Raw genomic sequence first — 16,012 nt, 5'->3', positions numbered from 1 at the left:
AAAAACAAGAACAATGCTAAAGGTTTCATCAAAAGGAAAATCGCTAAATATAAATTTTTTAAGAATTAGTTTTTTTGTAATTGGCTTGCTATTTCTTTCATGTGAAAAAAGCGCTACTGAAATTAAAATTAATAGCTTAAAAGAATTAGCTGAATACGCTTCAAAAAGTGGAAATATTATTACTATGGAGCCTGGAGTGTATAAGTTAAAAGAGTATTTGTCTGTTGATTCTATGAAAGTAAGGAGTAGTAAAAAGCAATTCCAATTTTTAACTTTTAGCGGGAGCAATAATGTGTTTAATTTTAAAGGTGTTGAAATTGAGGTTGATAATAAATTGCGTGAAGCCTTAAAAGCACCACTTCACAACAGTGAATTTTTAATTACAGGAAGTAATAATACTTTTCAAGGACTTGTAATAAGGTATAGAGGAGAAGGCACTGCACTTGGGGCAGCGGCACTTGTAGTTGGAGGTAAAGATAATGTATTAGAAAATGTTTCGCTTCACATTGCAGGGTCGTTTCCATATGGTTATGGAGATTACTTTGGTAAGGGTAAAATAAGTATAATTAAACACAAAAAACATAGTGGACTTTTAATTACTGGTACCAACACAAAACTCTTAGGGTGCAAGGTTTTTATGCGTTCATTTGGTCATGCTTTTTTCATCCAAGGTGGAGACAATACTTATTTTAAAGATTGTTATGCTGAAGGTGAGATTCGATCTACTAATGAAATGCTAGCAGAGACATCTGGCCCAGCCTTTGAAAGAAATTTTGCTTCTATTTATAAAAACTACGATGGCAAAAAGGAAATACCTGCTAATTATATGAAGTCATTAAACGAATGTGGATTCAGAACATATACTACAGGTAAAGTTACTGCAATTAATTGCACAGCGAAAAATATGAGAGTTGGTTTTGCTCTGGCAAAAGTAACTATGCTTAATTGCGAAGCGATCGATTGTGAGCGAGGTTATTATTTAAATAAAGCCAATGTGAAAGATTGTCGTGGTGATGCTAAATTTGGGCCCTTATTATATCTTGTTGGGGATGAAAACTCACAAATTGACCTAAAATTAATGCCAGGAGAATCAGATATGATGGTTCATGCTCTTGCAACAATTTGCGGAAATGGACATCAAGTCTCTATCACAAGCGAAAAAAAAGAGAAACGGGTAAAGGCAATCCCAATTATGCTTGGATATGGGATGCCATCATCTGGAGAAATATCTTCTCCAATACCACAAAAGGATGCAGAGAATATTACAATAATAAATGAAACATCTTTACCCTTTGTTATTGGTGAAAATGCTATTAATTGTACTATAAAAACGAACGGTGAAATAAAAAGCAACAAGGGTAAAGAAATAACCATACTTGAATAGAAATGAAAAAAACTCGAAATATTTTAACAATTTTGTTAATTGCTGTCGTTGGTATTATCAACGCAGAAGAAGTAAAGATTAATACCCTAAGTGAACTTGCGAATTATGCATCTAAAAGTGGAAATGTAGTTACCATTTCGCCCGGAATTTATAAATTGACCGACTATCTTACACTCGATTCTATGCGTGTACGTAGCAATCGCAAAGAATATCAATATATCACGTTTAGCGGGAGCAATAATGTTTTTAATTTTAAAGGAGTTGAAATCGAAGTAGATACTGAATTGAGAAATGCATTAAAACCACCTATTCATAGTGATGAATTTTTAATAACGGGTAATGATAATACATTTAAAGGGTTGGTTATAAAATGTATAGGAAATGGAACATCTCCTGGTGGAACAGTACTTCAAGTAGCAGGTGAAGGAAATACACTTGAAGAAGTTACAATTCATGTTTCTGGATCATTTCCGTATGGATATGGCGATCTATTTGGTAAAGGAAAACAAAAAGAAACAACTATAAAACACAGGAAACACAGTGGGCTTCTTGTAACTGGGAATGAAACTAAATTGTATAACTGTAAAGTATTCAATCGTTCCTTTGGTCACTGCTTTTTTATTCAACAACACCCTAAAAATGTTTATTTTGAAGGTTGCTATGCTGAAGGTGAAGTTAGATCAACAGATGATATTTTAACTGAAACTTCTGGACCAGCTTTTGATGTTAATTTTAAAACTTGGACTCAAAATCGTGAGGGTGAATATGTAGTTAGTCCAGGTTATATGAAATCACTTTGTGAAGATGGTTTTAGAACTTACGGTACATGCGAAAACATTAAGTTTAAAAATTGTACGGCAAAAAATACGCGTGGAGGTTTTGAGCTTCGTTTCAATAAAGCAAGTCTAGAAAATTGCACAACTATTGGAACCGAACGCGCTTTTTGGATAGGAGACAATACAACAATGGTTGGGTGTAAAGGCGATGCAAATTATGGCCCTTTACTTTTTGTTGAAGGAAGCAATGTTAACGTAGAATTAGTTGTAGATACAGCAGAATCTGATAGAATAGTAAATGCTTTAGCAACCATTCAAGGTGAAAATAATAAAGTTGTATTAAAATCGGATAATGGACAAGTAAGAAAGAATAACTTACCCATTCTGGTTGGTTATACACATCCAATGCACGGAGAATCTATGTCTCCATTTAGTGAAGGAGAAGCAACAAATCTTCATTTAATAAATGAAACTGAAATGCCTGTGAAAATTGGTGAAAAAGCATTAGGTTGTACTATTACAACAAATGGATTAATTCTTCAAAATAAAGGAAAAAACATTAAGATTACTTCAAAAAAATAATTCAATATCAAAAAATAATATTCATAATTTAAAAAAGTTAATTCGTTTTAATTTACTCATTAATATTGATAAAATTCTCTTTAGGTTTTTAAATTGTTTATAGTTTATATTGTTTGAACTATAAATTATATTCAAATAGCAGTATAAAATTTATTTTTGATACTAAAGTTCAATAAAATAAATATAGAGATAAAATGAATCTTATTTTAAGAGTAAACTGTAGTCAAAAATCTAAAAGCTTATCACTTTTCTTATTAGGTGTATTGTCGGTTTTTTTAACATCGTGTACTTCAACTTCAGAGGTAAAACAAAAAGAAAAACCTAATGTGATACTAATTATGGTTGACGACCAAGGTTATGGAGATATTGCTGCTCACGGAAACGAGTGGATTAAAACTCCAAATATTGATAAATTATATAGTGAAAGTACACGTTTAACAGATTATCACGTAAGTCCAACTTGTGCTCCAACTAGAGCGGCAATAATGACAGGTCATCATAATTACAGAACTGGAGTATTTTTTACCATAAAAGGAAGATCTCTTATTCTTGAAAAAGAAACAACAATGGCTCAAGTGTTTAAAGAAAATGGCTATAGTACGGCTATGTTTGGTAAATGGCACTTGGGAGATAATTACCCTTTTAGACCAGAAGATAAAGGTTTTGATGAGGTTTTGATGAACAAAGGTGGAGGAGTTGGACAAACAATGGACTATTGGGACAACGATTATTTTAATGATACCTATGTTCATAATGGGAAATTAGAGAAGTATGAAGGTTATTGCACAGATATTTGGTTTGATAATGCAAAGAAGTTTATAGAAAGTAAAAAAGACAAACCATTCTTTTGCTACCTTTCAACTAATGCAGCTCATTCGCCTTATTGGGTAGATGATAAATATTCTGAACCTTATGCAAATAACGAAAATATTCCAAATGCAGCCTTTTATGGAATGATTGCTAATATTGATGAAAACATCGGGAATTTAGTAACATACTTAAAAGAAATAGATTTAATGGATAATACCATTCTTATTTTTACTGCAGACAACGGTTCTGCTGCTGGAAATAAAATGGGGAAAGGTCAAGACCGATTAGATGGTTTTATTGCTAAAGGAAATAATGCAGGAATGCGTGGTGTTAAAGCGAGTATGTATGAAGGTGGTCACAGAGTTCCATTTTATATTCATTGGAAAAATGGAGGAATTAATGTAGGAAAAGATATTAATGATTTAACTGCTCACTACGATATATTTCCAACATTAGTTGATTTGTGTAATTTAGAATTAAAGAAAGATTTAAAATTTGATGGTTCAAGTTTAGTACCTTTAATGAAAGGAGACAATTCTAAATTTGAAGACAGAATTGTATATGTAAATACACAATTTTCTACAGATCCTGTACCTTGGAAAAGAACAGCTTTGTTACACAAAAATTGGAGATTGGTAGAAGGAACAGAACTATACGATTTAAATACAGACCCTGAACAACGAACCAATATAGCAGATAAATATCCTGAAAAAGTAAAAGAATATAGAGCTAAGTACGACAAGTGGTGGGCTGAAATTTCTCCAACTTTTGTAGAAAAACCATATTTTATTATTGGTGATGAAGCGGAGAACCCAACAACATTATTTTGTCATGATTGGCATAGTGAAACATTTACTCCTTGGCAACAAAACCATATTAGAATGGCACAAATAAATAATGGTTTTTGGAGAGTTAAAGTTGCTGAAGCTGGCACTTACACTTTAAAACTACGTCGTTGGCCAGCAGAGTCAGGTTTAGCCTTAGGTTCAGGTGCCGAAGTTCGTCAAGCATTAGCAGGTACTAGTGTAACTGCAAGTGAAAAAGGTAAAGCATTAAAAATTAAGAACTCAAGAATTAAAATTCAAGACATTGAACTGTCTAAAGAGGTAGATTTAAATGCTGAATTTGTTGAATACACAGTTGAACTTAAAAAAGGAGAAACACATTTTTATACCTGGTTTACTTTAGAAGATGGTGTAGAACTAGGAGCATATTTTGTTGAGATTGAAAAAATATAAAGAATGAATCTTATACCTAAAAGTAAGTGTAGAAGCTCATTAGTTAATGTATGGTTGTTATTAATCTTAGTTTTTCCGTTTACATTTTCTTGTAATACAAAAGAAAATAAAAAGGATGTAGAGACTGTTATTGTTTATTCAGCACCAAAAGGTATTGAATTGTCTAAAGTATTTAAAGTAACTGTTGAAGGCAAAGAATCACCAGTCTACAATGCTAAGGTACCAGCAGTTGAACAAATTCCTCGTTTAAACCATAATCCTAGTAAGTTTGGAATAGCTTCTTATACTACATTTGATATTCGTAAAAATGCTACGGTTACAGTTACCCATTCAGAAGAAGTGAAATCTGTGAAAATTTTACCAACCTCTTATGGAATAGAACCTAAAATTGACGGTAAAAACATAACTTTTAATATAGATAACCCTAGTCATGTAACTGTTGAAGTAAATGGTAAATGGCAAGAATCACTTCATATTTTTGTAAATCCATTCGAAACAAACATTCCTGACCCAAACGATCCAAATGTTATTTATTTTGGACCAGGAATTCACGATATTACAAGTGTAAAGGTTAAAGATAGTACAACAGTTTATATTGCTGGAGGAGCTTATTTAAGAGCTAAAAAAGCTTCAGAAGAAAAACAATACCAAGACCAAACAGGAAGAAAAAGAAACCCTCCAACATTTCTTTTAGAAGGAAAAAATATAACAATTAGAGGAAGAGGAATTATTGACCAAGAAGCAATATCAAGAAAAGATAGAAGATATACAGTTTTAGTACAAGATGCTGAAGATGTTAAACTTGAAGGTTTTATAATTCACGATCCAAGCCATTGGACTATTCCTTTAAAAAGAGCAAATAATGTTCATATAGACAATATAAAAATTATAGGTAGAGATGGTAATTCAGATGGAGTTGATATTTCAAGTAGTACCAATGTATTAGTTGAAAACTGTTTTTTAAGAACCTTAGACGATTTGGTTGTAGTAAAATCTCGTACAGGGCAGGGAGAATCTAAAAACATACACGTTCGTAAAAATGTTCTTTGGAATGAATATGCTCATGCCTTAAGCATTGGAGCTGAAGTACGTGAGAATGTTAGCAATGTATTGTTTGAAGATTGTGATGTTATTCATGATAAAGGAAGAGAATCTGCACTTAGAGTTTACCATTGTGATGATGCAGTTATAAGCGATGTAACATTTCAAAATATTAGAGTAGAAGAAGCACGTAGACTTATTTCTGTTTGGATTGGTAAAACACGTTGGACTAAAACTAAGGAAAGAGGAAACGTTAGAAATGTGTTTTTTAAAGATATTACTGCAGTTTCAGCACCTATAGATACAACTTTAACAGGTTTTCAAGATGGAATTGATTGGAAGCCATACATTATTAGAGACCACGCAAGTTTGGAGCTAATAGGTTACGATAAAGATCATACAGTAGAAGGAGTGTTTTTTGATAATGTAATTCTTGATGGAAAGAAAGTTGAAAAAAGTCAATTAATAATTAATGATTTTGTTAAAGAAGTAAACATAAAGTAAACTATTCATCAAAAAATTAAGAAGAAAATATTCTAGAAATAGAAGAACTATATAAAGTGCATAATTAGACTCTAAAAGTGGAGAAATTCACATTACATAAAAATTAACAATTTTAAAAATAATTATATATGAAACTATACATAACACTATTAATAATTATTTTATCAGTGTGTTTAGCTAATGGTCAATCTCAATCTAGTTCAACACCAAAATATCAAGATTTATCACTTGATTTTGAAACTCGTGCAGCTGATTTAGTTCAGCAAATGACTTTAGATGAGAAAATTGCTCAATTAGGTAATAAAGCGCCAGCAATTCCAAGATTGGGTATTTTAGAATATGACTGGTGGAACGAAGCTTTACACGGTGTTGCTCGTGCAGGTAATGCAACAGTATTTCCTCAAGCTATAGGTTTAGCGGCAACATTTGATACTGATATGATGAAGCAAATTGCTGATATAATAAGTGATGAAGCTAGAGCAAAGCATCATGAGGCTCTCCGTAATAGTGATTATAGAAGGTACAGAGGATTGACATTTTGGTCTCCAAACATCAATATCTTTAGAGATCCACGTTGGGGAAGAGGACATGAAACTTATGGAGAAGATCCCTACCTAACTGGGCAAATGGGAATGCAATTTGTTAGAGGATTGCAAGGTGATGATCCAAAATACTTAAAATTAGTTGCAACGGCTAAACATTATGCTGTACATAATGGGCCTGAACCAGAGCGCCATGTATTTAATGTGGTTCCAAATACTAGAGACTTATGGGAAACTTACCTGCCAGCTTTTAAAGATCTAATGGTTGATGCGAAAGCATATTCACTTATGGGAGCTTATAATCGTGTTGATGGAGAATCTTCTAGTGCTAGTTGGTTTTTATTGGAAGATATACTTAGAAATAAATGGGGTTTTAAAGGTTTTGTTGTTTCAGATTGTGGAGCCATAAGAGATATTTATAAGTTTCATAAAATTGTAAATAGCCCTGAAGAAGCTGCCGCAATTGGAGTAAGAAAAGGTTGTGATTTAAATTGTGGAGATGTATATCAAAGTGCTTTGAAAAAAGCGGTTGAATTAGGATTTATAGACGAAGGTGAGTTAGACCTTTCAGTTTATAGATTAATGTTGGCTAAAATGAAATTAGGAATGTTTGATCCACCAGAGATGGTTCCATATGCTCAAATTTCTATAGAAGTGAATGATAGTAAAGAGCATGATGAAGTTGCATTGAAGATGGCCCAAAAATCAATGACACTTTTGAAAAATGATGGTATTCTTCCATTGAATAAGAACAAACTAAAACGAATTGCTATAGTTGGTCCTAACGCAAATAATGAAAGAAGTATTCTTGGAAATTATGCAGGAACACCAACTAAACCAGTATTGGCATTAGAAGGTATTAAAAATGCTGTGGGCAAAGATGTAGAAGTTTTCTTCTCAGAAGGAGTTCCAATGGTAATTTATGATATTAATGATGAAGAATTCCCTATTATCGAAAGCAAATACTTATCTACTGTTGATAAGACAGGCAAGAAAGTGCAAGGGTTAACAGGTAGCTATTTTAACAATAAGAATTTGGAGGGAGAGCCAACTTTGGTTAGGGTAGATCCTCAAATAAATTTTAAATGGAATAGAAGTATATCGCCAACAACAACAGCTGTTGCACAGGGAATTTTAGGTGAAAATGAAGCTATTGGAGATGAAACCTTTTCTATCCAATGGACAGGTAAATTGTTAGCTCCAGCTACGGGAACTTATAAAATTGGTGTTTCCTATGATGATGGATCTCGACTATGGATTAATGGAGAGCTAATAGTTGATGGTTGGTTAGGTCACAATAGAAATCAAGTTATTTTAAAGGAAATAGAATTTAAGAAAGGACAGACATACGATATCAAATTAGAGTATTTTGAGAATTTTGGAGTAGCAAAGGTGAAGTTGATTTGGGAAACACCAGAGATGTTATTAAAAGATAAAGACGACCCAAATATACTTTCAGCAAAAACTTTATCTGAAGTTAAAAAAGCTGATGTTGCCATTTTTATCGGAGGTTTAGATGCTTCTTGGGAAGGTGAAGAAATGAGTGGTCGTACTGGTATTGATGGTTTCAATCGTGGTGATCGTACCAAAATTGAACTTCCAAAAACTCAAATGGATGCTTTAAAAGCTATGAAAGAAACAGGAACTCCAGTAATTTTTGTATTAATGGCTGGTAGTGCCATTTCATTTGAAGGTTTAGAAAAAGATTTAGATGCTATTTTAATGAGTTGGTATCCGGGTCAACGAGGAGGAGATGCTATTGCTGATGTTTTATTTGGGGATTATAACCCAGCAGGCCGTTTGCCCGTAACTTTTTATGCATCAACCAATGAATTAGCAGATTTTAAAGATTACAATATGCGTGCAGGTAAAGGATTTACCTATCGTTATTATACAGGAGATGCACTCTATCCTTTTGGACATGGTATATCTTATACCAATTTTAAATATTCAAATCTAAATATTGATAAAACCTCTGTTAGTAAAGACGATGAAATTACTGTAACAGTAGATATCAAAAATATTGGAAAAAGGGATGGAGAAGAAGTTGTTCAGTTATACATTAAAGATGTGGAATCAGATAAATGGATGGCATTAAAACAACTTCGTAAATTTGATCGAATTGCTTTGGAAAAAGGTGAAACTAAAAGGTTGATATTTAAATTAAAAGTAAGTGAAGATTTACGTTATTACGATGCTATGAAACGTGATTACCAAGTTGAACCTGGGGAGTTTGAAGTTCAAATTGGCGCTTCAAGTGAAGATATTAGATTGAAAAAAATGATCACTGTAAAAGAATAAAAACCATTAAATTAGAATTTAAAGTCAGATTTTTTTGAATGATGGCATTATGCTAATTGTATTTTATTATAAAAGTTATTTAGAAATTAAAAATAAGATTAATGATGAAAACAAAAACCTTTTCAATTTTATTATGTTCAATAATTTTACCTTTAATTATGAATGCTCAAAGTACTAAAGTAAGTCCAGAAGAATTAAATAAATGGTCATTCTATGGCCAAGGAACTAAGATGGTGGAAAGCCATAATATGTTCTTTATGAAAGAAGCAGAGGTTAGTGAAGGAGCAATGATTGTTAGCCCTGAAAGTTATGGAGAGAATGTTGTTGTAAAGTATGATGTAATGACATTAACGCCAGCAACAGTTTTAGTAGCTATTTTATCAGCATCAAATGTAGGAGAAGATGCTAAACTTACAATTCCTGAAGATTATGATGGTTCAATGAAATTATGGATAGAAGATGTTGAAAGTTACTTCTATGCTTTTAGAAATGCTCCACATAATTTTACACCATTTATTAGAAAATATCCAGTACCAGAAGGTCAAGATCCAGCTTTAGTTTCACTAGATGAAAATATTATGCATCCAGGTATTTTTTATTCAATTGAATTAGGACGTAAAAAAGATAAAATTTGGTTAAAAGTTGATGGAAAGACAATTTTAGAAACCATTGATGAAAAAGCATTTGGTGGAGGTCATTTAGCTTTTAGAATTAGAGGAACGGCAGGAGAATATGCATCTTGTTTAATAAGAAATTTAGAAATAATTAAATAGTACTATAAATTTAGGAAATCAGTAAATTAATTTTAGGATGAAATTAAAAAAACACATATTCGCACTTGTTATAATTGCACTTGTTTTTACAAGTTGTAAAAATAAAGTTGAGGAGAAAAAAGAAAAAAAGAGACCAAATTTTTTATTTATTTTGGTTGACGATCAATCTCCATTTGATTTAAAAACTTATGATCCAAATTCAATATTAGAAACTCCAAATATAACTAAGTTAGCTAATGAAGGTATTGTGTTTGATGATGCACGTAATATGGGTTCTATGAATGGTGCCGTATGTACACCGTCTAGACATATGATTATGAGTGGGCGTACAGTGTGGCATTTACCACCTAGTGCACAATTTCAAAAGCAAATAGATCCACACGCTATTGATCTGCAAACAATGGGAGCTGTTTTTAATAGAGCTGGTTATAAAACAATGCGTACTTGTAAAAAAGGAAACTCGTACCCAAATGCAAACAAGCAGTTTACTGTTGTTAAAGATGCTACAAAACGTGGAGGTACAGAAGAAAGTGGAAGCGCTTGGCACTCTAAACAAGTATTAAGTTACTTAAATCAAAGAGATTCTATTCATGAAAAAGATCCATTTTTAATTTATTTTGGTTTTTCTCATCCGCATGATGTTAGAAATGGAACACCAAAATTACTTGCTAAATATGGAGCTGTAAATCATAAAGATAAAAATAGCTTACCAGCATTAAACAAAAAGCAACCACAACTTCAAGATAACTATTTAAATGCACATCCATTTTTTCATGGTCATCCAGATCTTAGAGATGAAGAACGCGTGAGTGGTGTTTGGAAAAATAGAGACGAAAATACGGTAAGAAATGAATTAGGGCGTGAATATGCTTGTTCCGAAAATATTGACATACAAATAGGAAAAGTTTTAGACAAGCTAGAAGCAATGGGAGAGCTAGATAATACCTATATAATTTATACATCAGATCACGGAATGTCTATAGGAAGACATGGTTTAATGGGAAAACAAAATTTATATGAACATACCTGGAGAGTTCCTTTTATTATAAAAGGCCCAGGAATAGAATCAGGAAAAAGAGTTAAAGGAAATATTTATTTGTTAGATGTATTACCAACACTTTGTGATTTAGCAGGAATTGATATTCCTAAAACTGTTGAAGGTAAAAGTTTTACATCAGTAATTAATGGTGAAAAAGAAGTGGTTAGAGATGTAATGTACGGTGTGTACGCAGGAGGAACAAAACCAGGAATGAGATCAGTTAAAAAAGGAGATTGGAAATTGATTAAATACGATGTAATGGATGGTGCAGTTAGAGAAACACAATTATTTAATTTAGCTGAAAATCCTAATGAATATTTACCAGAACATGGTAAATCTGGAGAAATGCAAACAGATTTAGCAGAAAATCCAAAATTTGCAGATAAACTTGCTGAGATGGAAGCCTTATTATTAGAGCAAATGAAACAACATAATGATCCTTATAGATTATGGGATCAACCTTTAGAAAAATAAATTTTCACTTAATTGGAAAAACCTTGTTAATTAGTTTTAATGAGGTTTTTTTTGTTTTCAACCTCAACTAATTTCAAAACCAAACTAACTTCTACATTATAAATAAGGTAATTTTTAATTCTAGCTCAATTATTTTTTAAGAGGGTTATATTTTATATGAATTGAATTATGCTTTATACTTATATTTTATATGAAAACTTACTTTTATAAGTGAATATTAAGAACAGGAAATCTGTTATGTTGAAACTAGCAAATAGCAAGGTAAAATTTTATGAAACAGTATTTTCAACCAAATAATCATCATCTAAACAAACCTAATTAACCAATTATGACGAAAACTAATATTTATAGAACAAACAAAAAACAAGTGTTTTTTATAGTTATGTTCTTTATTTTTAATAGCCTTTTTGCCCAAAAAGCTGATCTAATTTCTTCTACAGAATCAGAAAAATGGGTAAAATCCAAAATTAAATTTGAGAAAGAAATTAAAACATCAGATATCACTATTTATGCCGATAGTTTATTACAAGAAATTGATGGAATAGGAGGAGCGTTTAACGAAATAGGTTGGGATGCTCTAGAAGCATTACCAAAAGAAACTTCAAAAGAAGTTTTTAATGCTCTTTTTTCAGAAGAAGGATGTAATTTTTCTATGTGTAGAATTCCTTTAGGAGCATCGGATTATGCGTTAAGCTACTATTCGAGTAATGATGTGCCAGAAGATTTTGAAATGCGTGATTTTAATATTGATAGAGATAAATACATTTTAATTCCATATTTAAAAGAAGCTTTAAAAGTAAATCCAGATTTGCAAATTTGGGCATCGCCGTGGTCACCACCAGCTTGGATGAAAGTGAATGAACATTACGCAATGAGAAGAGGCGATTTTGAAAATGCAAAAGAAGGAAATAGAATGGCTAATGGAGCGGAGATTTTAAATAATGCTACAGCTTTTAAAATGCAAGAGAGATATTTAAAAGCTTATGCATTATATTTTTCAAAGTTTGTGCAAGCTTATAAAAAAGAAGGTGTAGAATTATTTTCTATTCAACCTCAAAACGAAATTGCATATCAACCAAACTGGCCTAGTTGTACATGGAGACCAGAAGATATGGCTTATTTTATTAATGATTATTTGGGACCACAGTTTAAAGAGGATAATCTTGATACAGAAATATGGTTGGGTACGGTAAATGCCGGTGATCCAAATTATGTAAGAACGGTATTAAATTATAAAGATGTATCTAAATATCTTACAGGTGTTGGCTTTCAGTGGGGTGGAGCAAAGTCAATTTCAACTATAAATAAAGAGTTTCCTTCTATAAAATTAATGCAAACAGAAAACAAATGTGGAGAACATGAGAATGATTGGACTTCGGTAGAAAGATCCTGGAAAGATCTTGTTCATTATATAAATAACGGAGCAGGATCTTATATGTATTGGAATATGGTCTTAGATGAAACAGGTAAAAGTGCTTGGGGATGGCCTCAAAACTCTATGGTAGTTGTAAACAAAACAAGTAAAGAAGTTACTTATACTGATGAGTTTTATTTGTTTAAGCACATTTCAAAATATGTGCAACCAGGAGATTATTTAGTAAAATCTTCTGAAGGGAAAAACCATTTAGCTTTTAAACTTAAAGATGGTAGAGTTATGTTAATGGTTTATAATGTTGAAGAAACTAAAAAATCTATAAAAATAACTGTTGGAAATAAGCAAGTTGTTGCTCCGTTAGAAGCAAAGTCTATAAATACAATATTAATTAATAAATAATATTTCAAATGAATAAAATTAAATCTATAGCTTTTGTTTTAGTAATAGCATTAACCGTGTTACAGTTAAATGCACAAAATAAAATACAAGTAAATGTAAATGAAAAAGGAGAGCATTTTGATCATTACTGGAGTAAAATGGTAGGTGCAGGTAGAGCTAATGAAGGTTTAAGAGCAGGTTGGTTAGAGCAATTAGAACAAGTACAAGAGAATTGCGGATTTGAGTATGTCCGTTTTCATGGTCTTTTTCATGATGATATGTTTCCAATTGTAGAAGAGAGTGGAAAGCTTAAATATAACTGGCAGTATATAGATGATTTGTTTGATAGAATGCTAGATTTAAAAGTAAAACCTTTTGTTGAATTGGCGTTTTTTCCATCTAGTATGGCAGCTGAAAATTCTAGAACAGTTTTTTGGTGGAAAGCGAATGTTGAACCTGCTGAAGATTCTTTTGAAAAGTTTCATGATTTAGTGAAAGCATTTACACAGCATTGTGTAGATAGGTATGGAATTGAAGAAGTACTAACTTGGTATTTTGAGGTTTGGAATGAGCCAAATTTGTATCCATTTTTCTGGAAAGGCACTAAATCTCAGTATTTCGAATTGTACAAGCAATCTGCATTAGCTGTAAAATCTGTTGATAGTAGATTAAAGGTTGGAGGGCCTTCAACAAGTAATTTTGTTCCGGACTCACGTTTTGATGGAGAAATTACAGATATGGATGCATCAGAACTTGTGTATAATTCAGATGATATAAATAGTTTAGATTGGCATGGAGTATGGATAGAAGATTTTTTAAAGTTTTGTAAAAAAGAAAAACTACCTGTAGATTTTGTAACCACGCATCCATATCCAACCGATTATGCATTAAATCCTGAAACTGGAAAAAGTAAAGGATTAACGCGTTTTGTAGGTTCCGTAAAGTTAGATTTAGAGTGGTTGACTAAAACAATTGCAAAAAGCGATTATCCAGATGTAGAAATTCATTTAACAGAATGGCATACAAGTCCAAGTAGTAGAGATGATATGCATGATAGATTACCTGCTGCGACCTATATAGTTAAATCTAATTTAGATTGTATTGGTATGGTGAATTCTTTGGCTTTATGGACTTTTACTGATATTTTTGAAGAAAAAGGTGGGGCTTCAAGTATTTTTCATGGAGGATTTGGGATGATTAATTTTCAAGGTTTAGTAAAACCATCTTACCATGCATACAGAATGCTTCATAAGTTAGGTGATCAAAAATTGTATAAGGATGATTTCTTATTTATAAGTAAAAAATCGAAGGATAATAATATAGTTGCTTTAGCTTACAATTACCCAAAGGAATATGTGAATGCTGTTCCTTCAGGAAAAGATAAAAGGGAAAAAGGAACATCAAAAGAATTAAAATTTACTTTAAAGGGGTTAAAACCAGGAGCTACATTTAAAATTGAAATTTTAGATAAGGATCACGGGAATATTCATAATTTTTGGGAAGCTTTGGGGAAACCAGAACCGCCAACAAGAGAAGAAATTAAAGTTATGAAAGACTTTGCAAATACTTTGAAAACCGAATATGTAGCTGCAGAGGAAAACGGAAACTTAAATATTAACCATACTATAACACCTTGGAGTTTAGTGTTAATTGAACAAATTAATTAAAACTTGTAAAATATGAAACCAACTAGATTTTATAAATCTTCCATAAATTTTTATTGCTTCTTATTAGCTTTAGTTTTTACTGGATGTACAAATAATAAGAAATTTAAATTGAATGAAAACACTACTGTTTTAGGTGAGGTGATTTACAAAAATAGTTTTGATGATGATTTAAGCGACTGGGTTGTTGAACAAATGCCTAATGGAATGGTTGAAATTAATGAAGGTAAATTAGAAATTGATGATGTTTCAGGTTGTACCGTGTGGTTAAATAAAAAGTTTTCAGGTTCAATTCTGATAGAATATGATGTATTCATAATTCAAAATGGTGGGGCCAATGATAGGGTTTCGGACCTAAATTGTTTTTGGATGGCTAATGACCCTGAAAACCCAACAAATTTATTTGCAAATTCTGACAAACGAGGGGGTAAATTTTCAAACTACGACTCGTTGAAATTGTATTATATGGGGGTTGGAGGAAACAATAATGGAACTACACGTTTTAGAAGATATGTGGGTAATGGCGAAAGACCTTTATTGCCAGAACATGATTTAAAAGATCCTAAATTTATGTTAGAGGCTAATAAAACCTACCATATTAAAATTGTAGCACACAATGGTATTATTCAGTACTATAGAGATAATGACTTATTTGTTGATTTTAGGGATTCTAAGCCTTATACATCTGGTTATTTTGGCTTTAGAACAGTTAATAACCATATGACTGTAGATAATTTTAAAGTGTATAAAATAAAATAGTTAGAAGCAAACTATATTGATTTTTTTAAGTGTAATCCCTGAGGTAGTTCTCAGGGATTTTTGTTTTATATTCAGCTATGTTTTTTATTAGAATAGAATTTAATAAAAGTGTTATACTAATTATTATTGAAAGGGTTATCATTTTTAGAGCAACCTATTTTTTTTAATACGTTTTGTAAATTCACAATCTTGTTTTTTTTCTTTTAATATATATCTTGTGGTCAAATTGAAAAATCAATTTAACTTCCTGTCAGGGCATAAGAGTAATGTTAGAATAAATCTAACTATTTTAAAAAAGGTAATAATATTATAGAGAGGAGTTGTTAGGTTCACTTAAATTCCTTGAACTCTATAAGTCCAATTAATACTAAT

At 31.6% G+C, this 16,012-nt stretch carries 10 protein-coding genes; all 10 read left to right on the top strand.

The annotated features are described in order from the left end of the window. Positions 1-13 precede the first annotated feature (13 nt). The 10 genes from ABY298_RS00145 (at position 14) to ABY298_RS00100 (ending at position 15,640) form a co-directional block, all read left to right on the top strand. Positions 14-1,384: a hypothetical protein gene (locus ABY298_RS00145; protein WP_372743948.1), complete on the top strand. Its 1,371-nt coding sequence runs from the start codon at positions 14-16 to the stop codon at positions 1,382-1,384. A gap of 2 nt (positions 1,385-1,386) precedes the next feature. Next, positions 1,387-2,742: a hypothetical protein gene (locus ABY298_RS00140; protein WP_372743947.1), complete on the top strand. Its 1,356-nt coding sequence runs from the start codon at positions 1,387-1,389 to the stop codon at positions 2,740-2,742. A gap of 194 nt (positions 2,743-2,936) precedes the next feature. After that, complete coding sequence (locus tag ABY298_RS00135; protein WP_372743946.1) at positions 2,937-4,790, top strand: arylsulfatase; 1,854 nt, start codon at positions 2,937-2,939, stop codon at positions 4,788-4,790. Between the two features lie 3 nt (positions 4,791-4,793). Beyond that, positions 4,794-6,335 (top strand): glycosyl hydrolase family 28 protein, encoded by a 1,542-nt coding sequence (locus ABY298_RS00130; protein WP_372743945.1) that lies wholly within the window; start codon positions 4,794-4,796, stop codon positions 6,333-6,335. A gap of 128 nt (positions 6,336-6,463) precedes the next feature. Next, the gene (locus ABY298_RS00125) at positions 6,464-9,178 is read left to right on the top strand and encodes a glycoside hydrolase family 3 C-terminal domain-containing protein (protein WP_372743944.1); all 2,715 of its coding nucleotides are present in this window, start codon (positions 6,464-6,466) and stop codon (positions 9,176-9,178) included. Between the two features lie 101 nt (positions 9,179-9,279). Further along, complete coding sequence (locus ABY298_RS00120) at positions 9,280-9,951, top strand: hypothetical protein (RefSeq protein ID WP_372743943.1); 672 nt, start codon at positions 9,280-9,282, stop codon at positions 9,949-9,951. Between the two features lie 37 nt (positions 9,952-9,988). Beyond that, complete coding sequence (locus ABY298_RS00115) at positions 9,989-11,464, top strand: sulfatase-like hydrolase/transferase (RefSeq protein WP_372743942.1); 1,476 nt, start codon at positions 9,989-9,991, stop codon at positions 11,462-11,464. A gap of 328 nt (positions 11,465-11,792) precedes the next feature. Beyond that, on the top strand, positions 11,793-13,238 hold the full coding sequence (locus tag ABY298_RS00110; RefSeq protein ID WP_372743941.1) for a glycoside hydrolase family 30 beta sandwich domain-containing protein: 1,446 nt from the start codon (positions 11,793-11,795) through the stop codon (positions 13,236-13,238). Between the two features lie 8 nt (positions 13,239-13,246). Continuing rightward, complete coding sequence (locus ABY298_RS00105; RefSeq protein ID WP_372743940.1) at positions 13,247-14,884, top strand: hypothetical protein; 1,638 nt, start codon at positions 13,247-13,249, stop codon at positions 14,882-14,884. Positions 14,885-14,896: 12 nt separating this feature from the next. Then, complete coding sequence (locus ABY298_RS00100; RefSeq protein ID WP_372743939.1) at positions 14,897-15,640, top strand: DUF6250 domain-containing protein; 744 nt, start codon at positions 14,897-14,899, stop codon at positions 15,638-15,640. The last annotated feature ends 372 nt before the right edge of the window (positions 15,641-16,012 follow it).

Source organism: Lutibacter sp. (genome assembly GCF_041596795.1).
In the GTDB taxonomy this organism is placed as follows: Bacteria; Bacteroidota; Bacteroidia; order Flavobacteriales; family Flavobacteriaceae; genus Lutibacter.
This window is presented reverse-complemented; position numbering and strand designations above follow the sequence as displayed.